Origin of the sequence: Sediminibacterium roseum, from assembly GCF_009939005.1 — a bacterium.
GTDB lineage: Bacteria > Bacteroidota > Bacteroidia > Chitinophagales > Chitinophagaceae > Sediminibacterium > Sediminibacterium roseum.
The window spans coordinates 762,898-786,485 of record NZ_JAACJS010000002.1 but is presented as its reverse complement, the minus strand read 5'-3'; the positions used below and the strand labels follow the sequence as shown (position 1 = coordinate 786,485).

Genomic DNA, 23,588 nt, shown 5'->3' with positions numbered 1-23,588 from the left:
TGCAACATTGGGTTCCGCAACCCGTTCCGGCTAGTAACTGGCTCCTTTGTTTACCACCAGCTTCACTTCCGTTAGTTTCCCTTCCTCAACCGTAAATAGGGCAATGTTGTTGTTCTGGTCGAAGAGATTGGCGAAATAGTTGTTCCCGTACTTAACAAAAACGGAATAGGACCCTGCGGGAAGCGCTATTTTGAACGACCCGCTGCTGTCTGTCTGCACCGAAGCAACCTCTTTTGTGCTGATCTTCGTATATATGGGCGAGGTACCCTGTTGCGTTACCTGGGTGGTGTTGGTGGGTTCGAAAATGTATACAGTTGTTAAAATTCCCTTAGAAACCGGGCGCGGAGCGTCCTGCATGGGCATCTGGTTGCCGGTTGCCTCCGTAACTATTCCACTGATTCCCTGCGTAATCATCGATGGTTTAAGCTTTTTTGACGACGAACAGCCGGATAATGCCAGGCCACCCGCCAAAAGAAAAAAAAGAATCTGTTTCATACATCACTTTGAATGATGAAAGTATCTAATTTAGTGAATAGTTCGCCTGAAATTTTCTAAAACCAGGCAGGAAAACTTCAAAAAGTTATGATGAAAAAATTAGCTGTGTTCTTTGCCGGGATCTGTGGGATGGTTTCAGTGGTTTCTGCGCAGACTTTTACGAACACCCGTTTGCTGAATGAGAATGCTTCGCGGTTAAAACTGACCAATCTTGCCAATTTCGCCAAAGCGCTCTCCATGGCGAAGGAAAAAGGATGGCAGGTGAGAACCGTTACCAAAACCGGGCGGGTGGTTCAGCTGATCGGGGTTGACGATGCCGGCTTTCCAAAATACTACATCACAGACAACAATACCACAGCGGCCGCTACCGTGCGCACTTCCCAATTGTGGCCCGGCGGCGCTTCGGGTCTCAACCTCACCGGTGGTACGCCATACATGAAGAACAAACTGGGGATCTGGGACGGCGGCAATGTACTCGGCACGCACGTAGAGTTTGCGGGACGTGTTACACAGAAAGACAATGGAACGGTAGACGACCACGCAACACACGTAACCGGAACCATGATCGCCTCGGGCGTTAACCCCGCGGCAAAAGGGATGGCGTTCGGTTTGCTGGGGATGATCGCTTATAATTTCGACAACGACCAGTCTGAGATGAACGCAGAAGCAGCCAGCGGCCTGCTGCTGTCCAACCACTCTTATTCACGCATCGCGGGCTGGTATTACAACGATGAACAGGCAAGATGGGAGTTCCGCGGCCGCGCCAGTGATAACGAAGATTACAAATTCGGGTATTATGGCGATGAAAGCGCTACGCTCGATGAACTCACTTACAATGCACCGTTCTATCTCGTTGTTAAATCCGCAGGCAACGTGCGCGTAAGCAACGGTCCTGAAGTAGGGGCGGATTATTTCCGTTACAATGCAAGCGGAACCATGGCAAAGGCTGCAACCGGCAGGCCGGCCAGCCTGAGCAGCAACAACGCCTATGATGTTATCTCGCTCGATGTAGGCGCAAAAAATATTCTTACCGTAGGTGCGGTAAACCCGCTGCCAACAGGGTACAGCCGTAAAGAAGATGTGGTGATGACAAGCTTCAGCGGATGGGGGCCAACCGACGACGGCCGCATCAAACCCGATATCGTAGCCGATGGCGTGAATGTTCTGTCATCCATTTCAACATCAAACACAGCCTATTCCTTTTTCAGCGGAACATCTATGGCGGCCCCGAATGCAACGGGCTCTTTGTTCCTTTTGCAGGAATATTATTCAAAACTCAAGAACAGCTCCACCGCTTTTCTCCGCTCCGCAACTTTGAAAGGCCTGGCCATCCATACCGCAGAAGAAGCGGGTTTGTACGATGGGCCGGATTACCAGTACGGATGGGGATTGCTGAATGTTGAGAAAGCAGCAGCCGTGCTCACCGCCGCTGTTCCGTCAAACAACGGCGCAACCAGTGCGAGCCGGTTGTACGAAACATCCCTTGCACAGGGCGCAAGCTTTTCCGTTACCGTTGTGGCATCGGGTAAAGGAAAATTACAGGCAACGATCTGCTGGACAGACGTGAAAGGAAACGTGGTAGCTACACCCAGCGATCCGCTGGCGTTGAACAACCGAACAAAAAACCTTGTGAACGATCTTGACATCAGGATCACCAAAGGAGCAAGAACGTATTTGCCCTGGGTGCTTGATGTAGCCAATCCATCCAATCCTGCCACACGCGGCGATAACATTACCGACAATGTGGAAAGGATCGACATCGACTCAACCGTTCCGGGTCAGACATACGTGATCACCGTAACGCACAAAGGCACACTAGTAAAAGGCCCGCAGGCTTTCTCATTGCTGGTAAGCGGTGTAGGCGGAAGCGTTTACTGCACATCTGCTTCAGGTGGCGGCGGCGCGAGGATCGACAGTGTGAGCTTCAGGAATGTTCAGGTACAGAATTCGACAGGTGCAAAGACCTATACAGACAATACCGGTTACATCGCCAACATCGAACCCGGGCAAACCGTTCCCATCTCAGTACGCGTTAATACGGCAGATGCTACAACCAACAGCCGCATCGTTAAAGTGTTTATCGATTACAACAACAACGGCGTGTTTGATCTTCCTGCCGAACTGGCCCAAAACAGCGGCATCCTGAATTCAGCATCGCAGATCTTTACGGGAAACATCGTGGTACCTTCTACGGTATCCATCGGCAGCATCGGACTGATGCGCATCGTTGTACAGGAAACATCAAACCTTGCCGACATCAATCCTTGCGGCAATTATGGAAAAGGCGAAACCATGGATTTCACGGTGCGCGTTGTGAGTCCTTCCAACGATATGAGCATCGCCGAGATCGTGGTACCGCAGAGTCTCGATTGCGGAACAGATTCTATCTATGCAACCGTGGCGTTGCGTAATTCAGGTACCGTATCGCAAAGCAACATCCCGGTATCGCTGAGTTTTGCAACATCTTCGGGTGCAACTACCACTTTAACCGGAACATACCCGGGCCCTGTACCGGCGCTTTCCACGCACAACTTCACTTTCCAGAAGCCGATCACACTGGTGGCGGGAACGGGTTATGTGTTTACCGCAACAGTGAGCCAGCCTACCGATCAGTTCAGTGGCAACAACCAGCTTGTCAGCAGCATTACTACCGCCGCCAAACCGGGGGCCATCAGTGCAACGGGCAGTATCTGTACCACGAACGCGCTGCTGAAAGTGAATAATCCGGGATCCGGTCATTATTACTGGTATACATCTCCTACCAGCACACAACCCATTGCGCTCGGTACCAATGTGAGCACTACCACCATTCCTGCCAACAACACTTACTACGTGGCTTCGGAAGCACGGGTGAGCATCGGGCCGGCCACAAAAATGGCGTACACCAATGGAGGATACAACCACTTCAACGGGAACTTCGTCCGCTTCAACAATGCCGTGCCGGTAGTGCTTGAATCGGTGAGGTTGTATGTGGGCAACCCGGGTAAAATAAAATTCACGGTTGCCAATCTTATTTCGGAAAACGCAGACGGCTCTTATTCGTATAGTGAGATTTCGTCTACCGTAGTGGATGCATTTGCAACCAAACCAAACCCCGGTCCGAACCCGACCAGCGCAACAACCAACGAAAACCCTGTAGACGATACCGGTGCAGTTTTCCATTTAGGTTTGCCGGTGCCGGTAACGGGCGATCACATCATCCAGGTTACGCTGCAATATCCTGATGGAACACCGATCCCGAATTCGATCAGCAGCACGGGTGCTTCGCTGTTCAGGAACGGGGGCATCACAGGCGCCAATACTTACCCGATGGGTATTGATAAGATCATGCAGTTCACAGGCAACAGCGCCACAGGAACAGGTGTTTCACAATCACAGTTCTACTATTTCTTTTACGATCTGAAAGTGAATACGGGCGATTGTGTGAGCGACCGGGTTGCTGTTGTGGCCACCACGCCGCCAACACCTGTAGCGGCACAGGTAGGCAACCAACTGACCAGCTCCATTACAACGGGCATCCAATGGTACCTGGGTACAACGGCTGTTTCGGGTGCAACGGCAAGTCCGTTTACGCCAACACAAAAGGGCGCGTACAAAGTGGTTTATACGGATCCCGCCGGCTGCCAGAAAACATCCAATACCGTCAACTTTGTGATCACTGCCATCGATCCTGTTGTAGCCGCAAGGGAAATCGATCTTAAAGTTTCGCCTAACCCTAATACAGGGGTATTCAACCTTTCATTCGTGGTATCGGATAAAGCGGATCTTTCGATCGAGATCGTAAATGCGGCCGGGCAAAAAGTATTCAACCAAACGCAGAAGAACTTCGTGGGCAGGTACTCGCGCGATATCAGTGTTCCGGCATTGGCCTCAGAAGTGTATATGCTGAAGATCAATCACAACAAGAAAAATTATGTTCACAAGATCGTTACCACTCACAAGTAATAACGGACGGGTGAAATAAAGTAAAAAAGGCTGTCTCGAATTGAGACAGCCTTTTTTTATCGCGAATAGCGGTACCATGTATATCGCGTACGAACCTGCAATAACTTTTTATCAGTATATTTAAAAAAAGACTGACTATGCTTGAACCCTGGCGAACCGGTAAGGTGATCAAAACCGAGGACATAACAGCGCTCACCCGCAGGTTCTGGATACAGGTTCCGGAGCTGGAAGTGTTTGATTTCAAACCCGGACAATTTGTAACGCTCGACCTTCCCATTCACGAACAGAAGAACAAAAGATGGAGAAGTTATTCCATTGCGTCTGCTCCCGATGGCACCAATGTTTTTGAACTGGTGATCGTACTGCTCGACGGCGGCGCGGGAACACATTATCTTTTCAATGAAGTATCCATCGGCACTGAAATTATGCTGCGCGGCCCGCAGGGCAAATTTGTGCTGCCCGAAACCATCACAGAAGATCTTTATTTTATCTGTACCGGAACTGGTATTGCACCGTTCCGTTCGATGGTCCAGTTCCTGCACAAACACAAACTTCCCCACCAATCACTGCACCTGATCTTTGGATGCCGCAAGTTTGGAGATGGTTTGTATGTTGACGAACTGAAACAACTTGAAAAAGACGAGCCCGGTTTTTACTTCCACCCGTGTTATTCGAGGGAAGAAGAAGTTGGGCCTGGTGCGCACAAAGGTTATGTTCACCCGGTTTACGAAGCATTGACCGACATGGGCAAGAAACCCGCTAAATTTTACCTCTGTGGCTGGAAAAACATGATCGATGAGGCGAAGTACAGGATCCTGCAGATGGGATATGATAAGAAAGCCATTCACCTTGAACTGTACGGGTAGACTTTCTTTACCCCCTTGTGTATATACAAAGAGAGCCGGTATTGCCGGCTCTCTTTATTTTATTTTTCGAGATGAGGGAATTCTCAGAGAATTTCTCCCATCACCAATTCTTTTACTTTACTCATCAATACTCTTTCCTGTACCATGCTGTCCCTGTAACGCACGGTTACCGTCTGATCTTCTTTTGTCTGGTGATCGATGGTTACGCAGAACGGTGTGCCGATGGCATCCTGCCTCCTGTAGCGTTTGCCGATCGCGTCTTTCTCTTCGTAGAAACACTTGAAATACGGTTTGCATTCATCCACCAGCTCCCGCGCGATCTCGGGTAATCCGTCCTTCTTTGTTAAAGGCAGGATGGCCAGTTTCACAGGGGCTATTTTTGGCGGAATATGCAATACCACGCGGCTGTCGGTTGACCCGTCTTCTTTGGTGATCGTTTCTTCTTCGTACGCATTGGAAAGGATCAAAAGGAACATCCGGTCGAGGCCGATCGATGTTTCCACCACATAAGGAACATAGTTCTGGTTGATCTCGGTATCAAAATACTGCATCTTCTTTTTGCTGTATAGCTGGTGCTGCGCCAGGTCAAAATCGCTCCTGGAGTGGATGCCTTCTACTTCCTTGAATCCAAACGGGAACTCGTACTCGATATCGCAGGCTTCTTTTGCGTAGTGTGCCAGTTTTACATGATCGTGGTAGCGGTATTTGCTTGCATCGATCCCCAAACCAAGGTGCCATTTAAGACGTGCTTCTTTCCAGTATTTATACCATTCGCCTTCCGTGCCGGGGCGTACAAAGAACTGCATCTCCATCTGTTCAAACTCGCGCATGCGGAAGATGAATTGCCTTGCCACGATCTCGTTACGGAACGCTTTTCCCGTTTGAGCAATGCCAAACGGGATCTTCATACGCGCCGTTTTCTGTACGTTGAGAAAGTTCACAAAAATGCCCTGTGCCGTTTCCGGGCGCAGGTAGATCGTATCCGCATCTTCTGCCACAGAACCCAGCTGCGTTGAGAACATGAGGTTGAACTGGCGGATGTCTGTCCAGTTACCGGTACCGCTTACACTGCAGTTTATTTTCTGGTCGATGATGAGTTGTTTCAACCCCGCAAAATCTTCGGCGGCCAGGAGGCTGTCCATAGAAGCGAGCAACGCCTCTGCTTCCTTCTCCTCGCCTTTTTCTTTCAACTGGTCGGCTTTTGCTTCAATCAGGTGGTCTACCCGGTATCTTTTTTTACTGTCTTTGTTGTCGATCATGGGATCGCTGAAATTATCAACGTGCCCGCTCGCTTTCCATGTGGTCGGGTGCATAAAAATGGCGGCGTCGATGCCTACGATGTTTTCGTGGAGCTGTGTCATGCTCTTCCACCAGTAGTCGCGGATGTTCTTTTTGAGCTCACTTCCGTAAGGGCCGTAATCATACACGGCGCTGAGGCCATCATATATTTCACTACTCGGGAAAACAAAGCCGTACTCTTTGGCATGCGAAATGATCGCCTGGAACTGGTTGTCTTGCTGTATGCTCATAACGCGGCAAAAGTATGAAGAAAGGAACAAGGTACAAGCACGACAAAACAGGCAGGAACACGCTCCTTATATCATCTCCGAGACCTCCTCCCCTAAGAGCATATGTAAAAAAACGACAAGTTGTTGTCTTATGCGGCCTGCATTCGTCGCTGTTTTTGCGCCCAACGGCGCATTCATCCAAAAAACCGGTCGCATTCGCATAAAAAAATTAGTTTTAGCACTTACATCAAACGAAAACAAATGCTTAGAAGATTAACTGCTTTTTTACTATTCGCAATGGCCATCCCTGCTTTTACGGATGCGCAGCAAAAAACCGACTACCCCGAAGATTACCTTACCCCTGCCTTTCATGCCGGCAGAAGGGCGGCCGTAAAAGAAATGATGCCCGCAAAGTCTGTAGCCATCTTCTTTGCATCGCAGGTACGCAACCGCAACAACGATGTGGATTACATCTTCGCACAAAACAAAAATTTTTACTACTTAACCGGGTTGGATGAACCCAATGCGATGCTCCTGCTTTTCAAAGAGCCCGTTACCATCAACGATAAAACAGGAACCGAATTCATCTTTGTACAGCCCCGCAACCCCAGCCGGGAAATGTGGACGGGAAAAATATTGGGAGCGGAAGGCGTGCGCGAGCGTTACAAACTCGACAACGTGTTTACCCACGAACAATTCAATACAAATACGCTCGACCTGGGCAAAGTAGATACAGTACTTACCTCTTTCCGCAACGAGAACATCATTGCAAAATATTACCCGCAGGGACGTGGCGGTACGCAGATGGACCCGCTTTCGAGAATGGCATCGGTTGTAGACAGCCTGCTTACGGCCACGGGAAAACCTTTTCGCTCGCCGGCCAGGATACTGAGCACCCTGCGCTCGGTAAAACAACCCGAAGAGATCGTACTCATCACCAAGGCAACGGAGATGAGCGCAGAAGGCCATACCGCCGTTATGAAGGCTGCAAAACCGGGTATGACGGAATACCAGGCGCAGGCAGTGATGGAGTATTATTTCAAAAAGAACGGTTCTGAATACCCGGGCTACCCAAGCATCAACGGGTCGGCAGAGAACAGCTGTGTGCTGCATTACGAAACCAACCAGCGTTTGATGAAAGACGGCGACCTGCTCCTGAGCGATTGCGCGGCGGAGTACCATGGATACAGTTCAGATGTAACCAGGACCATACCCGTGAACGGAAAATTCACACCCGAGCAGAAAGCCATTTACGAGATCGTGCTCGAAGCGCAGGATTCGGCGTTTGTACTCTGCAAACCCGGCAGCGCCTCAAACGAACCGCATATGGCGGCACAACGGGTGATCGCGAGGGGATTGGCCAAACTGGGGATCATCACGGATGCGAACGACAATACGCAGGTGAGGACATATTTCCCCCATGGCACATCGCATGGACTGGGCCTCGACGTTCACGATCCCAACCCGGCCAGGCTGGTTCCGGGCGCTATTTTTACGGTTGAGCCAGGTATTTATATCGCACCGGGCAGCAAGTGCGACAAGAAATGGTGGAACATTGGCGTGAGAATTGAGGATGATATATTGATCACGGCAGACGGGCACAAAAATCTCTCCGCCGGCGCACCAAGAACGGTGGCCGATGTTGAGAAAGCCATGAAACAAAAAAGCATTTTCGACTAGTAATAACCAAACATTACTGAACGGGACATTTCGATTGATCGATTGTTTCAACAATCTCAATTGAAATGTCCCGTTTCTTTTTTGAGATCTGAACGCAGGTTGCATAATACCGGGTTGTTTTAAAAAATTATCCCCGGGGCTGCAACGGTAAACGGTTGGGGCGTGTCAAAAGACCACAAACACGACTGTTATGAAACGCTTTTTTCTATTTGCCACACTTGGTTTGTCTGCCGCAACCCTGTTCTCATCCTGCGAAAAAAAGGTGGAGGAACCCGGGCCGGTCGTGTGCTTTTTTGATACATGGATACCGATCCGCGTGATCAATACCAAAAACGAGGACCTGCTCAACCCCGCCAAATTGCCAAATGGAACGGTTGAGATCAGGTGGCTGATACCGGGAAGCAATATGAATCCCGTGCGCCTCGCTCCTTCCGTTTATTCGATCGACGTTAACAAGGGCGATCAATACTACATCAGTGCGCCGCTCAACAATGCAGACAAAGGCCTCACCGTGTATTTTTCAGTAAAACAAGGCGATACCGATACATTGTTTATGAGAACCGCCGCCAACAGCAGCAAACCTTACGGGCTTGCGGAACTTAGTATCAATGGCGTTAGAACAGAACCGAAGATCCTTTTCCACAACAACCTGGCCAATTCGACGCTGGGTGTTGAAGTTGTAAAAGACGGCAACCGCAATTGATGCGCAATTATTTTTTGGGTTCTTCAACCGAAACAAAAGTGTTTGTGAGCACGGGCTGTTCCTGTACCTGCAGCGAGGCCTTGTTTTCCAGTTCAATTTCCTGGATCCATACGGCGTAATCGTTTGGGAAAATATTCCGCCCCGTGCGTTTTGCATAGGCACGGGTAAAGCAGGCGCCGAAATAAAGTATGGTGGCGGAATAATAAACCCAGAGTAAGATGATGACGATAGAGCCCGCCGCACCATAAGTACTGCCGATCCTGGCTTTGCCCAGGTAATAACCGATGCCGAACTTACCGAGCATGAACAGTATGGCCGTAGTAATGGATCCGATCACCACATCGCGCCATTGTATTCTCGCATCGGGCAATACCTTGAAAATGATGGCAAATAAAAGACTGATGGTTGTAAACGTAATCAGAACGTTCAACCCGTAGGCAACATACGCGGCAATGCCCGGAAGAAGTTTGGTGAGCTGCTGCCCCACAAGATCCATCACCGAATTGATCACAAGCGATACGAGCAAAATAAACCCGAGGCTCACCACCATCGAAAAACTAAGCAACCTGTTCACGATCAGTTTGAGCCAGCCTTTTTTAGGTTTTGCTTTCAGCCGCCAGATAAAATTGATCGAGTCCTGTATCTCCGCAAACACCCCTGTTGCCGCAAAGATCAATGCGCATATCCCAATGATGGAGGCCCAGCTGATGTCGCGTGAAATGGTTGCATTCTTGATCACCTGCTCTATCTGCAGGGCGGCATCGGTTCCCACAATCTTCTGGATGTGTTCAAAAATGCTTCCCTCTATCGCCGCGCGCCCATAGAAGATATCGCAGAGGCTTATGATCACGATCAACATCGGCGCCAGCGAAAACACCGTGTAATAAGCCAACGCCGCACTCATGCGCAACGATTTGTTATCGATAAAATCCGACACCGATTCCTTCAGTATCGGCCACATGTTTTTTGCGTGCCATTTCATGGTAGGTTCTTTTAGCCCGGCGCGCATCGTGCGCCACAATAAGCATTACAAAAGTTTCTCGTTCCCCTTATGCCTCTCCCCATCCCTTATGCTCTTTTTCCTGAAATTATTTTCCAGGGCAGTTGTAAGGTCAACACCGGTTTGGTTGGCGAGGCAAATAAGTACCCACAAAACATCGGCCATTTCATCGGCAAGCTCTTTTCCTTCATCGGACGCTTTGAACGACTGTTCGCCGTATTTCCTTACCATCAAACGGCTCAGCTCTCCCACTTCTTCCATCAGTATACCCAGGTTCGTTAACTCATTAAAATATCGTACCCCCACCGTTTTGATCCAGTTGTCTACATCGGTTTGTGCTTGTTGGATGGTCATGTTCTTTGTTTTGATTGGTGTTTTCCTGAGTGATGGCCGGTCAGTTCATCCTGCCGATCCCTCCATGCAATAATTTTATTTTCATTACCGTGGCAATCGATTCTGCCCTTTGTTTTACAAGCTCGGCATGGTTGCCATCGAACAGCTCGTTTACCGTTTGCTGAAACAAGGAAACCCAGCGTGCAAAATGTTCTTCCCTGAAAGCGGAGAGCTGGTGAATGTGTTGGTGAACCTGCAACACATTGCCCTTGTAGGCCGCTTTGCCAAACACGATCGTTTCCCAGAAATCGACAATGAGCGGCATATGCGTCTCCATATTCAATGGGGCCACTTCTGTGAAGAAAAAACCGATCAGTTCATCCGCCAGCGCTTTGCTGTAGAAACGTGTCATGAGTGTTTCAAGGTCGGAGCGGGTTTCTATATCTGGCATTGTGGTACCGGAGTTTTTAATAAAGATTTGTAATCGAACAAAGGTTTTTCCATTGCGGTTCTGCACCCCGCCATCATTCTTTGTTCTTCGAGTCCATCACGATCGTAACAGGCCCATCATTCAGCAACCGTACTTTCATGTCTGCGCCAAAAATGCCGGTCTGGATTTGTTTGCCCAGGTCGGTTTCCAGTTGCCTGATCATCTTTTCATACACCGGCACCGCAAAACCTGGTTTGGATGCTTTGATGTAAGATGGCCTGTTGCCTTTTTTGGTACTCGCATGCAGGGTGAACTGGCTCACGAGCAGGATGGATCCCTCAATATCTTTTACACCGAGATTCATCACCCCATCCGCATCGTCAAAAATACGCAGGTTGGTGATCTTGTTGCTGAGCCATGTGATGTCTTCATCGGTGTCGGCATCTTCAATTCCCATAAACACAAGCAATCCCCTGTTGATGGATCCGGTTACCTTATTGTCTACCGTTACAGACGCTTCGCTCACGCGTTGTATCACAATTCTCATGATGCTTTAACAATTTTTATACGAACTTTATCCCGATGAAGATAGACATTACACCCGAAATTTTGTTTCAAACCGCGCGCAGTGGCGGCAAAGGCGGGCAGAACGTAAACAAGGTGGAAACGATGGTGGAAGGTCGTTGGGCCTTCAACAGCTCGTCGCTGCTGAATGAAGAACAAAAACAACTGGTTGGCACGAAGCTCGCCAACAAGATCACCGATGAGGGTTTCCTGCTTGTTAAATCGCAAACGGAGCGCTCGCAGCTGGGCAACAAACAGGAAGTGATCAAAAAAATGAACCAGCTGGTCTCCATCGCGCTCACCAAACAGAAAGTGCGCCGCGCCACCAAACCCAGCAAGGCCGCACAGGAAAAACGAATCGAGCATAAAAAACGAAACACCTACAACAAAGAGCTGCGCAAAAAAATAAACAAGCACGATTACTGAATGAAATTTACTCCGCTCATACTTCTGATCCTGTTTGCAGTAACCGGTTCTTCCTTTACAGGAACGCTACATACATCTCCTGCCGCCAGGAAGATCACGGTCGTATTTCACAACCAGGTAAGCGGTAAGGATCTTGTGCTGGGCGACTCAGTTAAAACCAGCGTAGGCGAAACCATCACCGTTGAAAGGTTCCGCTATTATGTTTCCAATTTTTCGGTGCAACTGGAAGATGGCAAAACCCAAAAACTTCCCCCGGAATATTTTTTAGTGGATGAAGAAAACCCCGTCACAAAAACCATCACGCTTGCTGTGCCCGAAGGGAAGATCGTACGTCTTGGTTTTTTACTGGGTGTAGACAGCATCCGCAATGTATCGGGTGTTCAAACCGGTGCGCTCGATCCGATGAAAGGGATGTTCTGGACATGGAACTCGGGATATGTAATGGCCAAGATCGAAGGCACATCAGGATCTTCTTCGTCTGCGGGCAACCGCTTTACGTATCATGTGGGCGGGTTCCGCGCCGGCATGAATGTTTTGAAAACGATCGATATCGATCTTCGCGCAGCCGGCAGCGCGATCAGCGAAATACACATCAACGCAGATATCGACCGGTGGTTCAAAGGAAATACAGAACTGAAAATTGCAGAAACACCGGTGTGCCACAGCCCGGGTGCGCTCGCCATGCGCATAGCGGATAATTACAGCACGATGTTCTCCCTTAATTCCGTTAAATGAGGCCGCGTAAACACATATGGGTGTTGCTTGCGATCACTGTGGTTGGCGCAGGATGGATTACGGCCGACAACCGCTTCTTCAAACCCAAACCCGTAAAATTCACCGTGCCCAAAGGCTGGCCGCAGCCCGCTTACGATTTCTCCAAAAATCCTTTGACAGAAGAAGGCATCGCCCTGGGGAAGAAATTGTTTTACGATGGAAGATTGAGCAAAGACGGCAATTTTTCATGTGGCGCCTGTCACCAGCAGTTCGGCGCGTTCAACACTTTTGACCACGACCTGAGCCATGGTTTCAACAACGCCTTAACCACGCGCAATGCACCGGGTCTCTTCAATCTTGCCTGGCAAAAAGAATTTATGTGGGATGGAGGCATCAACCACCTCGATCTGCAACCGCTCGCACCCATCACGGCAGAAAATGAAATGGCGGAAACGATCGCGAACGTGATCGATAAACTTAAGTCTGACAAAGAATACCGCAAAGCCTTCAAAGCCGCTTTTGGCGATGAAACCATCAACACGCAACGCCTCGGAAAAGCGATCAGCCAGTTTGTGTTAACAATGGTGAGCAGCAACAGCAAATACGATAAAGTAATGCGCGGCGAAGCAAGCTTTATCTTACCGGAACAACTGGGTTATGATATTTTTAAAAAGAAATGCGTTTCCTGTCATGCAGAACCCATGTTCACCGACTACAGCTACCGCAACACCGGCCTCCGCACCGACCGTGCATTGAACGACATCGGCAGGGCAAAGATCACCGGCAACCCGGAAGATTCGTTGAAGTTCAGGGTTCCGAGCCTTCGCAATGTGGGCATGACCTTCCCGTACGGCCACGACGGCAGGTTCTTTTCTCTGCTGAATGTATTTGATCATTACCGCAAAAACATGGTGGTAACGGCCCATACCGATCCTTTGCTGAAGGACAAGATCGCCTTGTCCAATTTCGAGATCGGCCAGCTCACTGCATTCCTCAATACACTTACAGATTCAAGCTTTCTCAGGGATCCACGCTTTTCGCCGCCCGGTTTCGATGGGAAAGCGCCGGTAGACATCCATCCTTAAAGAAACGTTACAAGACAGAGGCAAGCAACAAGGCAAGGCCGTTGATACCGGCACATTTGTTACTTTAGATGATATTTGTGGCTGACGGGCCTTCATTTCGTAAAGACAACTGCCCCAGGGGCAAATAAAAACCGAACAACAGGAACTTTGAGCGGAATCAAAAAATTAGCGGGACAGACAATCTGGTATGGCGTAAGCTCCATCGTAGTAAAATCGATCGGGTATTTGTTATCGCCATTGCTTACCTATTCGGCGCATGTGAGCATGGTAGATTTTGGGCGGCAGTCGTTGTTGTATTCAACCATCCCCATCGCGAGCATTATTTTTACGTATGGTTTTGAAACGGCGTATTTCCGTTTTTCATCAAAAGAAGAACACAAGAGCACCATCTACAGCACTGCTTTTTTTTCGATACTGTTTTCAACCGTTTTTCTCTCGCTTGTTTTGTGGTGGTTCAGGGCGCCCATTGGCAACCTCATGGGTTTCCAGGATGTTCCGGAGATCATGGTACTTGCCATTTTGATCATTGCGCTTGATACACTCAACAAGATCCCGCTTGTAAGACTCAGGCAGGAGGAACGTCCGCTCCGGTATGCATTCGTAAATATTTTTGGTGTTACGGTGATGATATTGATCGTAGTGTTCTTTGTATATTATTGCCCGGCCCAGGTTGCAAAAGATCCCAACAGCTGGGTAACCGCGTTTTACGACAACAATAAAAATCCCATCGTGTATGTTGCGCTCGCCAATGTGATACAGTCGTTTGTTACATTGCTGTTGTTGAGCAAGGAGCTCTTTTTTATAAAATTCACCTTCAACACAAAGCTTTGGAAACAGATGATGGCTTACGCGCTTCCGCTCATCATTGTTGGGCTCGGTGGAATTGTGAACGAGACCTTCGACCGGATCTTTTTAAAACTATGGCTGCCCGGCACAGCGCAGGAAAGATTGGTGGAACTGGGTATTTACAGTGCGTGTTACAAATTATCGATGCTGATCACGCTTTTTGTACAGGCTTTCAAAATGGGAGCGGAGCCATTCTACTTTAAACAGGCCGAGGGCGCCAACGCACAGAAAACATACGCAAGGGTGATGAAGCTTTTTGTGATGCTGCTCACGGTCATGTTTCTCGCAGTGAGCCTTTTCTTACCGGTATGGGCATTGATCAACGATGCCAAATACAGGGTAGGCTTGAAAGTTGTGCCGGTGCTGTTGCTCGCCAATATTTTTCTCGGCGTGTATTACAACCTGAGTGTATGGTACAAGATCAGCAATAAAACCATTGCGGGCACCTACATTACACTTACAGGCGTTGCGGTAACCGTTGCGATCAATTATTTTTTCATACCGCGATTCGGGTATATGGCAAGCGCATGGGCCACTTTTTTCTGTTATGGAACGATGATGGTGCTGAGTTACAAATGGGGACAAAAAGTTTACCCCGTACCTTACCTCACCAAAAAAATGACTGCTTATCTCGCGATCGTTGTCTGTCTTTTTTTGATCCACTACGGCATCACCTGGCTCTGCAACAATAACCTGGTGGTGAGCCTGGGTTTGGGCGCGGTGTTGTTTTTGATTTACATCTGGTTCATTCTTTTGGTGGAGAAAAAAGAGTTCCAGAAGATGCCGTTGATCGGTAAATACATAAAGTAGCCGCTTAAGCCAAAGGGGCCGTGAAAACAAAAGCGATTATCTTTGCAACATGGCAGAAGACCTTACCATCCTCAAAGGAAGCAAAACGGAACAATACGAATCTTTACTACCGCAGATCAAGGCGTTGATAGAAGGCGAGACGGATCTGATTGCCAATCTCGCCAATATTGCCGGTGCGTTGAAGGAGCAGTTTGGCTGGTTCTGGGTTGGCTTTTACCTGGTAAAAGAAGAACAGCTTGTGCTGGGCCCGTTCCAGGGGCCGGTGGCCTGTACGCGCATCAATAAGGGCCGCGGCGTTTGCGGCACCAGCTGGGCAAAGGCAGAAACACTGATCGTGCCTGATGTAGAAAAATTCCCCGGTCACATCGCCTGCAGCAGTTTGTCGAGATCGGAGATCGTTGTTCCAATGTTGAGAGACGGGCAAGTGTGGGGCGTGCTCGATGTAGACAGCGATGCGCTTTCAGCGTTTGATGAAGTGGATCGGAAATTCCTTGAGTCCATCGTGCAAAACATTAAATGAGTAAACAGCAAAGCTGAACAAGGGGGAGCCAATGATTTGTTAACAACACCTTCTTTCAGGTTCAAATTTCCCATTAGTTGGTTGTTAGCGGGTCATTCCTTATCTTTGCACCATTCATATACTCTCTCTAGACTGATCACTCTTCCGTGACAAAGTTTCATCAAGTCAATTACGGGCAGGCTATATACCACCTGATCTGATTTCGGGTGTTCATACTTAAATCATATACTTTGTTATTCAAAGAATTAAACCTCATTGAGCCCATATTAAAGGCGCTCGATACGGAAGGTTACACTACACCAACTCCGATACAGGAGCAATCTATTCCAGTTGTATTACAAGGGCGCGACCTACTGGGCTGTGCGCAAACCGGTACCGGTAAAACGGCGGCGTTTGCCATCCCGATGCTGCAATTGCTTGACGCATCGAAAAAAGCCAACCCTGCCCAAAAAGGCATCAGGGCCTTGATCTTAACACCCACAAGGGAACTCGCGATCCAGATCGACGAAAGTTTTGCCGCTTATGGCAAACACCTCAACCTGAAACACCTCGTGATCTTCGGCGGTGTGTCGCAAGTGCCGCAAACAAATGCGTTGCGCAACGGGGTTGACATACTCATTGCCACACCGGGACGTTTACTCGATCTCGTTGACCAGCGTTTCATCAACCTCGCAAACATCGAATGGTTTGTACTGGATGAGGCAGACCGCATGCTGGATATGGGTTTTATCCACGATGTAAAAAAAGTGGTTACCAGGATCCCTGCGAAAAGACAAACACTTTTCTTTTCAGCAACCATGCCAACAGAGATCGCCAAATTATCGAACACGATCCTGAGCAACCCTGTGAAGGTTGAAGTAACACCTGTTTCATCTACGGCAGAGACGATCCAGCAATCCATATTTTTCGTGGAGAAGGAAAACAAAAAACACCTGTTGATCCACCTGCTGAAAGATGCGGCCATCAAAAGTGTGCTTGTTTTCACACGCACCAAACATGGCGCCGATAAAGTTGTAAAAGAACTGAGCCGCGCCGGTGTTTCTGCAGAAGCCATTCATGGAAACAAATCACAGAATGCAAGGCAGCGTGCTCTGGGTAATTTCAAATCGGGTGCTACGCGCGTACTGGTTGCAACAGACATTGCCGCGAGGGGAATTGATGTTGACAATCTCTCGCACGTGATCAATTTCGAATTACCGAATGTGCCTGAAACCTATGTTCACCGCATTGGCCGTACGGGCCGCGCGGGTGCAAGCGGTATTGCCTTTTCTTTCTGCGACATGGAAGAAAAAGAATTTCTCCGCGATATTCAGAAGCTCATTGCAGCGCAGGTGCCGGTGGTTACAGAACATCCTTATGCGATGGACGAAACATCCACCTACAAAGCCTTACCGCAAAAACCGGTGCAACGCCATTACAACGAAAGAAGGTCTTTCAGGGGCGACGATCCGAGAAGGTATTCGGGCAACCAGCAGTCGGGCAGAAACAAATAACCTTAAACGAACAGGCATCCCGTATGCCAGGTTCAAGATACCAGCATAAAAAGCGGAGCGCAGGCTCCGCTTTTTTTTTGCGCGTTTCCTGGTGCAAGGTACCGGCTGGTTTAATTTTGAATTTCATAAATTAGATCCATGTTAAAACCAACCACACTCCTGCTCGTATTGCTGATCGCATCAAATGCATTCACGCAAAATAAAAACGCGAGAGCCTATTTTCCCGCTGCGCAGAACTGGGAGCTGCGGCTTCCTGCAGATCTCGGCGTTGATGCGGGCAAAATAAATGAAGCAATAGAGATCGCCAAAGCGGCGGAATCAAAAAACCCGCGCAACATGGAGATCAGCCATTACCAGACTTTTGGCAAAGAACCATTTGGCGAAGGCATCGGCCCGTTTGCAGAGCGTGGAGACCCTACCGGGCTGATCATTTACAAAGGATACATCATCGCCAGCTGGGGCGACCCTTCCCGCTGCGATATGACGCACAGCGTTACAAAAAGTTTTTTGTCGGCCGTAGTGGGTCTTGCTGTCGACCAGGGATTGATCCATGATGTGAACGACAAAGTTGCGCCTTATGTTCCGCCTATCGAATTGTACACACCAACGCAGGTGAACCGGCCGGCGGACCAGTTTGGACAGCCGCAGTTGCTGCAGCCTTTTGCAGGTGCGCACAACCAGACCATCAGCTGGGACCACCTGCTGCGCCAGACCAGTGATTGGGAAGGCACGCTGTGGGGCAAACCCGAATGGGCCGACAGGCCCGATGCCAATGCCTCAACCTGGCTCACACGCAAAAGGAACGCACCGGGTACCGTGTGGGAATACAATGATGTTCGTGTGAACGTGCTGGCGCTCGCGGCAACCAGTGTTTGGCGCAGGCCCTTGCCACAGGTGCTCAAACAATTTATCATGGATCCGATCGGGGCATCCAATACGTGGCGGTGGACGGGTTACCGGAATGCATGGATCGTTTTAGACGGGCAGCCCGTTCAATCGGTAAGTGGCGGCGGGCATTGGGGCGGGGGTATGTTCATCAATGCATATGATATGGCGCGTTACGGTTTGCTCACACTGCATCGCGGCAACTGGAACGGGAAACAATTGTTGAGCGAACAGTGGATAAAACAGTCGCTTACTTCAACAACCGCAAATACCGGATACGGATTTATGAACTGGTTTCTCAACTATGATAAAAAAATGCTGCCCGATGCGCCGGCGAATGCGTTTATGCACATTGGCAATGGCAACAACCTTGTGTATGTAGACCCCGAGCACGAGCTTGTGGTGGTAGCGAGGTGGATCGCAGATAATAAATCCATGAACAACACTGTGAAAAAAATAATTGAAGCGTTGAAATGAGCAGAGCGTCAGTGCTTTGGGGCGGAATATGTTTTTTGCGCCCCGCGTCGCACTTCAAACTCCTAACTTTTTCTTACCTTGTTCTATATCCGTGCGTAAGATGTTACCCATTTCAGAGACCGATTTCTTCCAGGACATTCAATTTCTTCAATCCATCACCGCTTCCATACAGGAAGGCGTGATCATTCTCAACAACGAAGGCAGGATCATAAGTTTCAATGAGCAGGCAAGCGCATTGCTGAACCTTCGCAGCGACCAACTGCTTGACAGGTCGCCGTTTGATTCTGCCTGGCGCGCGTTTGACCTGGAAGGGAATATGATCGAATCGATCGATCTGCCGATAGGCATTACGATGACCACCGGCAAGGCGCAAACCAATGTGATACTGGGTATAGTGGCGGCCGACAATCCATTGAAATGGCTGTCTGTCAACTCACGCAGGGTAAAAACCAATGCGGATGGCTTTTTTGTGTTTGTTACGTTTATCGATGTAACCAATCTGATCCTAACCAACCGGTCGTTGCACGAAGAGCAACAGAAATTAAAAGAGAGCGACGAAAAATTCTCGCAATCGTTCCAGCATTCTTCCATCGGCATGGCCATTGTTGCGCCGGATGGTGCGCTGCGCGATGCGAACGAATCGTTTTACAAAATGCTTGGTTATACGAGGGAGGAACTGCTGCAGAAATCTTTCCAGGACATCACGCACCCCGATGATCTTGAAAAAGATCTTTCGCTGGTACAAAGCATGTTGCGCAAAGAGATCAAAACCTACCAGCTTGAAAAGAGATACATACACAAGAACGGGAACTATATCTGGGCAATGCTCAGCGTTTCGCTTGTATGGAACGCCAATGATGAACCCAGGTTCTTTGTTTCGCAGGTGCAGGAAATTACAGAGTTGAAAAAACTGAACAAGTGGCTCGAAGACAGGAATGTTGAGTTGCTGAAAACACAGGCGGCGCTGAAAAGAAAGATCGGGCAGCTGAAAGATTTTGCGGGCATCATCACGCACGATGTGCGCGGCCCTGCGGGAAACATCAAACGCATGCTCGAGCTGTACGAAACGGCGCCGGAAGAAGAAACCAGGAAGACCGCGTTCAATTATTTGAAAAAGATCAGCAATGACCTTACGAATAACCTGAACGAGTTGATCCATGTGTTACAGATCCACCTCGAAAAAGACATCCCCTATTCACAGTGCGATCTTGCAACGATCACCAGCAGTGTTTGCCTGCAGTTACAGAACCTGGTAACACAGAAGCAACCGCAGGTGACCACCGATTTTGAAGTGCAGGTGATCAGTTATCCGAAAGTTTATTTACAGAGCATTCTTTACAATCTCATCAGCAATTCGCTCAAGTATACACGCGACGGGGTAACGCCGGTGATCAACATTCGCTCTTATACCCGGGAAGGCAGCACTTATCTTTCGGTATCAGACAATGGCCTGGGGATTGATCTCAAGAAGCATGGCAGGCAGCTTTTCCAGTTCCAGAAAAGTTTTCACCCGGGGTTCGACAGTAAAGGCATCGGCCTGTACCTGATACGCAACCAGGTGGAAGACCTCGGCGGCAGCATTACGGCAGAGAGCGAGGAGAACAATGGAAGCACCTTTACGGTGCGGTTCTGAGGCGTTACAATGCAACTCGCCCTGTAAACGACAGGGGCAAATAGAACAAGATCATTTTTGGATCGTTAAAATTCATTTTAAATCAACTGCAAAACACTATTTTTGCCCTCCTGCGGATGTGGCGAAATTGGCAGACGTACCAGACTTAGGATCTGGCGCCGTAAGGCATGCAGGTTCGACCCCTGTCATCCGCACCTGGTTTTAAATGAAAGAGTTATACGAGTAGTATGACTCTTTTTTTGTTTGATGAAATACTACCCGCACTGAAAGTTGCACTATGTCGTTACATGGAATACTTCCATATATTTATATACCGTCGCTTAATAAACTAATCATAAGACAATGAGTTCACCCTACACTGAATATAAATCCTCCAGAGAATGGCAAGTCATCGAAAAAGCAATTACTGAACTTGCTAAAAATAACGATGTAATAATTACTACTGGATTTGATTATGTAGTAGGCTTTATTACGAAACAATTAATCGACAATGCATCAGAAACTCATACGCTTTACACCATATTAGAACAACTTGACTCAGCCAAAATTCATTACCGATTGGAACGCTATAGAGATGACACAATAATGATTTGTGTTACTGTTGTGGGTTCAAGGATTGAAATAGAGGTATTTAGTGATGGGTCTGTTGTCACCTCAATGTTCAAGGGAGATGAAAGCCTTGAAGATGGATTAGAGATTGTGAATAAGATAATCGCTGAAAATCGTGATTAATTTAAAGTAATTGCACTGAAAGTTGCACTACGTATCAGCAACACTATCCCTTTTTACAGAAACAGATGCACTACGTATTGGTTGTCAACACGTAAGTTGGACTTAGGATCTGGCGCCGTAAGGCATGCAGGTTCGACCCCTGTCATCCGCACCATGTTTAAATCCAAAAAGAAAGGTTCGCTATGCGCGAACCTTTCTTTTTGGATTTAACCGAACTGTATTTTGACCGGTCAACTACCGGATCCTTCCATTCTCGGCATCAAGCGCAGACACACGCGTGTTTTTTGCTTTGGCATTCTTATCAGCAAAACGATAACTGAAATTCAACCGTACCTGCCTGGTTTCATAGTAACCATAACTGCGGATGTAATAACCGCCGTTGTCCTGCTGCGTTTCAAGCCGACTGCCCTTATAAATATCTGAAAACGCCAAACGGATGGTGCATTTCGGGCTAATGGACTTTACAAAAGCTATATCAATTTGACTCGTTGGCCGATTGCGCTCATTCGCCGCCGTAAGCCTTCGCGACTGGTACATACCGGTTACTTCTGTAACCAGGCTGGACGAAACCTGGAAACGTTGCGTCACATTAAAACGCCCCGACCACTGCTTTGCCTGGAAGCCCGCAAAGGATAAGTAATTAACCTGGTTGTGCAGGTAAGAAACCGTAGCGTTCAGCGTCATATCCCACCATTTTGTGACGCGGATGTTTTGCGACAATGTAAGCGCCACGCTGTTCTGTGTGCCTATGTTTCGGGGGATCATCACCACCTTGTTGCCGCCCGTAGTATCATTCACCCTCCCGGAAAAAGCCTCCGTGTTTGCATAGCTCAGGCCCAACACTGTCGTGTTGCGATACACCCATTGCAATTGAAAACGGTGGGTGAGCTGCGGTTGTAAATAAGGGTTTCCCTGCCAGAATGAAAGTTCATCCAGCATATATACAAACGGGTTCAGGTCGGGATACGCCGGCCGGTCTATGCGCCGTGAGTAAGCAAGACTCACCGTTTCGCGCGGTTTGTATTGATAACTGATGCTTGCAGACGGGAAGAAATTAAGGTAGGCCTTGCGCAACGTATCACTGTTGTTCACCGTACGTTCCATACGCACACCGGCCTGTACCATCCATTTACCCATCGTTTTGCCATAGGCCGCATAAGCACTCAGGATCGATTCGGTAAATGCAAAACGGTTGGAGCGGCGGTTGTCCAAACTGTCGAACGATACGGCATGGTAAAATTTTCCATCATTCACAGAACGAACAGAAGCGTATTTCAATCCTGTTTCAAATTTTCCTTTCCACAGGGATGTGACATAATCCGCTTTGAAGGCATAGAGATCTATATCGATCCGGTTCAATGTCCGGTACAGGTTTTGGTTCACTACAACCGAAGACGCATTCTTATAAATATTCGATTGCAGGTTCGCATTGTTTTTCGCAAAAGATCCATAATCCAGGTCTATCGAAAGTTGTTTGCCGTTCTTCCCTGCATATTGGTAAAAGAAATTGTAGTTATACCGTTCCGTTGATTGATGGTAGTAATCATTCACCGCATCCAGTGTATTCTCTGTAGCAGTTGATCCGGATCCGCTGATCACGGTATGGGTTTCTGTCCGGCCGCCGCCGGGAATAAAATTGGCAGAAAATAAAACACCAATGGTTTGTTCCTCATCCAGGCTATAGTCAATCCCAAACCTGGTGTTTACACGTTTGCGTTTGTCTTCGTCGTAGGTTGCTGCATCGTAGTAACGGCTGTTCTGGAAACGGTTGCTTCCGTAATCATAAGTATATCTCCCGAACAGGTGAGCGTAAGCGAAAGAATAATTAAAACGGTTCCTGCGGTAATTCACCGACACATCTGTGTTCTGCCGCATGGTGATCCCATAAGCTGCGCCCATGTTCACGGAGCCGTTGAAACCGGTTCCCTGCATTTTGATCGTGCGTATGTTGATGATGCCCGCGGTACCGGATGCATCGAACTTCGCACCCGGACTGGCGATCAATTCAATTGAACGGATCGACGAAGAAGGCATCGCCTGTAAAAGATCGATGATCTCCCGTCCCGAGAGATACGTAAGTTTTCCATCGATCATAATGGTAACTCCTGTGCGGCCATTGAATGAAATAACGGAATTGTTGTCTACAGAAACACCGGGCGCTTTCTTGAGTATCTCTAATCCTGTTTGTCCAACTGCATCTGCGGATCTTGCAACATTGTAAACGATCGTTCCGGGGGCAGACCCAACTTCTATCACCTGCGTACGGGAGGTAACCGTAACCTCATCCAAAGGCTTTTTAGAAACCATCGTGTCCTTGCCGGAGCGGGTGGTGTCCTTTTGATTCGCTTGTGAAAACAACGGTATGGCTGGTAAACCAAGAATGCCCAGCAATAGCAGCGTACGTCTCATGGCAACGAAAATAGCTTTTTCTGTAGTTCCGGCG

Annotated in this window: 20 protein-coding genes and 1 tRNA gene; 14 read left to right on the top strand and 7 right to left on the bottom strand. The window is 48.5% G+C overall.

Going from position 1 to position 23,588, the window contains the following annotated elements:
- Nucleotides 1–30 precede the first annotated feature (30 nt).
- On the bottom strand, nt 31–495 hold the full coding sequence (locus GWC95_RS03460; protein WP_161817268.1) for a carboxypeptidase regulatory-like domain-containing protein: 465 nt from the start codon (nt 493–495) through the stop codon (nt 31–33).
- Nucleotides 496–585: 90 nt separating this feature from the next.
- On the opposite strand from GWC95_RS03460, the gene GWC95_RS03455 reads away from it, so the two are divergent.
- Both GWC95_RS03455 and GWC95_RS03450 read left to right on the top strand, forming a co-directional pair.
- The gene (locus GWC95_RS03455; RefSeq protein WP_161817267.1) at nt 586–4,440 is read left to right on the top strand and encodes a S8 family serine peptidase; all 3,855 of its coding nucleotides are present in this window, start codon (nt 586–588) and stop codon (nt 4,438–4,440) included.
- A gap of 137 nt (nt 4,441–4,577) precedes the next feature.
- Nucleotides 4,578–5,306, top strand: coding sequence for a ferredoxin--NADP reductase (locus tag GWC95_RS03450; RefSeq protein WP_161817266.1), 729 nt, complete (start codon nt 4,578–4,580; stop codon nt 5,304–5,306).
- 83 nt (nt 5,307–5,389) lie between these two features.
- On the opposite strand, the gene GWC95_RS03445 is transcribed toward GWC95_RS03450, so the two are convergent.
- Nucleotides 5,390–6,835, bottom strand: a complete 1,446-nt coding sequence (locus GWC95_RS03445) for a glycine--tRNA ligase (RefSeq protein ID WP_161817265.1) — start codon at nt 6,833–6,835, stop codon at nt 5,390–5,392.
- A 240-nt stretch (nt 6,836–7,075) separates the two neighbouring features.
- Between GWC95_RS03445 and GWC95_RS03440 the strand changes: the two genes are divergently transcribed.
- Nucleotides 7,076–8,494 (top strand): aminopeptidase P N-terminal domain-containing protein, encoded by a 1,419-nt coding sequence (locus GWC95_RS03440; protein ID WP_161817264.1) that lies wholly within the window; start codon nt 7,076–7,078, stop codon nt 8,492–8,494.
- Nucleotides 8,495–8,684: 190 nt separating this feature from the next.
- On the top strand, nt 8,685–9,197 hold the full coding sequence (locus tag GWC95_RS03435; RefSeq protein WP_161817263.1) for a hypothetical protein: 513 nt from the start codon (nt 8,685–8,687) through the stop codon (nt 9,195–9,197).
- A gap of 7 nt (nt 9,198–9,204) precedes the next feature.
- Here GWC95_RS03435 and GWC95_RS03430 read toward each other — a convergent pair whose 3' ends face one another.
- The 4 genes from GWC95_RS03430 to dtd all read right to left on the bottom strand — a co-directional run bounded on the left by GWC95_RS03430 (nt 9,205) and on the right by dtd (nt 11,507).
- Nucleotides 9,205–10,179: a YihY/virulence factor BrkB family protein gene (locus GWC95_RS03430; RefSeq protein ID WP_161817262.1), complete on the bottom strand. Its 975-nt coding sequence runs from the start codon at nt 10,177–10,179 to the stop codon at nt 9,205–9,207.
- 45 nt (nt 10,180–10,224) lie between these two features.
- Nucleotides 10,225–10,551 (bottom strand): nucleotide pyrophosphohydrolase, encoded by a 327-nt coding sequence (locus GWC95_RS03425; RefSeq protein ID WP_161817261.1) that lies wholly within the window; start codon nt 10,549–10,551, stop codon nt 10,225–10,227.
- Between the two features lie 40 nt (nt 10,552–10,591).
- Nucleotides 10,592–10,981, bottom strand: a complete 390-nt coding sequence (locus GWC95_RS03420; protein WP_161817260.1) for a group III truncated hemoglobin — start codon at nt 10,979–10,981, stop codon at nt 10,592–10,594.
- Between the two features lie 73 nt (nt 10,982–11,054).
- A complete protein-coding gene (gene dtd / locus GWC95_RS03415; RefSeq protein ID WP_161817259.1) occupies nt 11,055–11,507 on the bottom strand; it encodes a D-aminoacyl-tRNA deacylase in 453 nt (150 codons plus the stop codon).
- A 35-nt stretch (nt 11,508–11,542) separates the two neighbouring features.
- Between dtd and arfB the strand changes: the two genes are divergently transcribed.
- The 10 genes from arfB to GWC95_RS19580 all read left to right on the top strand — a co-directional run bounded on the left by arfB (nt 11,543) and on the right by GWC95_RS19580 (nt 21,145).
- Complete coding sequence (gene arfB, locus GWC95_RS03410; protein WP_161817258.1) at nt 11,543–11,950, top strand: alternative ribosome rescue aminoacyl-tRNA hydrolase ArfB; 408 nt, start codon at nt 11,543–11,545, stop codon at nt 11,948–11,950.
- The gene (locus tag GWC95_RS03405) at nt 11,951–12,685 is read left to right on the top strand and encodes an MbnP family protein (RefSeq protein WP_161817257.1); all 735 of its coding nucleotides are present in this window, start codon (nt 11,951–11,953) and stop codon (nt 12,683–12,685) included.
- A complete protein-coding gene (locus GWC95_RS03400; protein WP_161817256.1) occupies nt 12,682–13,749 on the top strand; it encodes a cytochrome-c peroxidase in 1,068 nt (355 codons plus the stop codon). Before GWC95_RS03405 ends, GWC95_RS03400 begins: the two co-directional genes overlap by 4 nt.
- 147 nt (nt 13,750–13,896) lie before the next feature.
- On the top strand, nt 13,897–15,405 hold the full coding sequence (locus GWC95_RS03395) for a lipopolysaccharide biosynthesis protein (protein ID WP_202630195.1): 1,509 nt from the start codon (nt 13,897–13,899) through the stop codon (nt 15,403–15,405).
- A gap of 49 nt (nt 15,406–15,454) precedes the next feature.
- Entirely contained in the window at nt 15,455–15,925 is a 471-nt protein-coding gene (locus tag GWC95_RS03390) for a GAF domain-containing protein (protein WP_161817255.1), read from the top strand.
- 230 nt (nt 15,926–16,155) lie between these two features.
- On the top strand, nt 16,156–17,418 hold the full coding sequence (locus GWC95_RS03385; RefSeq protein ID WP_161817254.1) for a DEAD/DEAH box helicase: 1,263 nt from the start codon (nt 16,156–16,158) through the stop codon (nt 17,416–17,418).
- 138 nt (nt 17,419–17,556) lie between these two features.
- A complete protein-coding gene (locus GWC95_RS03380; protein WP_161817253.1) occupies nt 17,557–18,780 on the top strand; it encodes a serine hydrolase domain-containing protein in 1,224 nt (407 codons plus the stop codon).
- 100 nt (nt 18,781–18,880) lie between these two features.
- On the top strand, nt 18,881–20,413 hold the full coding sequence (locus GWC95_RS03375; protein ID WP_161817252.1) for a PAS domain S-box protein: 1,533 nt from the start codon (nt 18,881–18,883) through the stop codon (nt 20,411–20,413).
- 112 nt (nt 20,414–20,525) lie between these two features.
- Nucleotides 20,526–20,607 (top strand) — tRNA-Leu (locus GWC95_RS03370).
- Nucleotides 20,608–20,755: 148 nt separating this feature from the next.
- A complete protein-coding gene (locus GWC95_RS19580; RefSeq protein ID WP_202630194.1) occupies nt 20,756–21,145 on the top strand; it encodes a hypothetical protein in 390 nt (129 codons plus the stop codon).
- A 234-nt stretch (nt 21,146–21,379) separates the two neighbouring features.
- Here the strand turns inward: GWC95_RS19580 and GWC95_RS03360 are convergent, their stop codons facing one another.
- Nucleotides 21,380–23,554 (bottom strand): outer membrane beta-barrel protein, encoded by a 2,175-nt coding sequence (locus GWC95_RS03360; protein ID WP_161817251.1) that lies wholly within the window; start codon nt 23,552–23,554, stop codon nt 21,380–21,382.
- Nucleotides 23,555–23,588 lie beyond the last annotated feature (34 nt).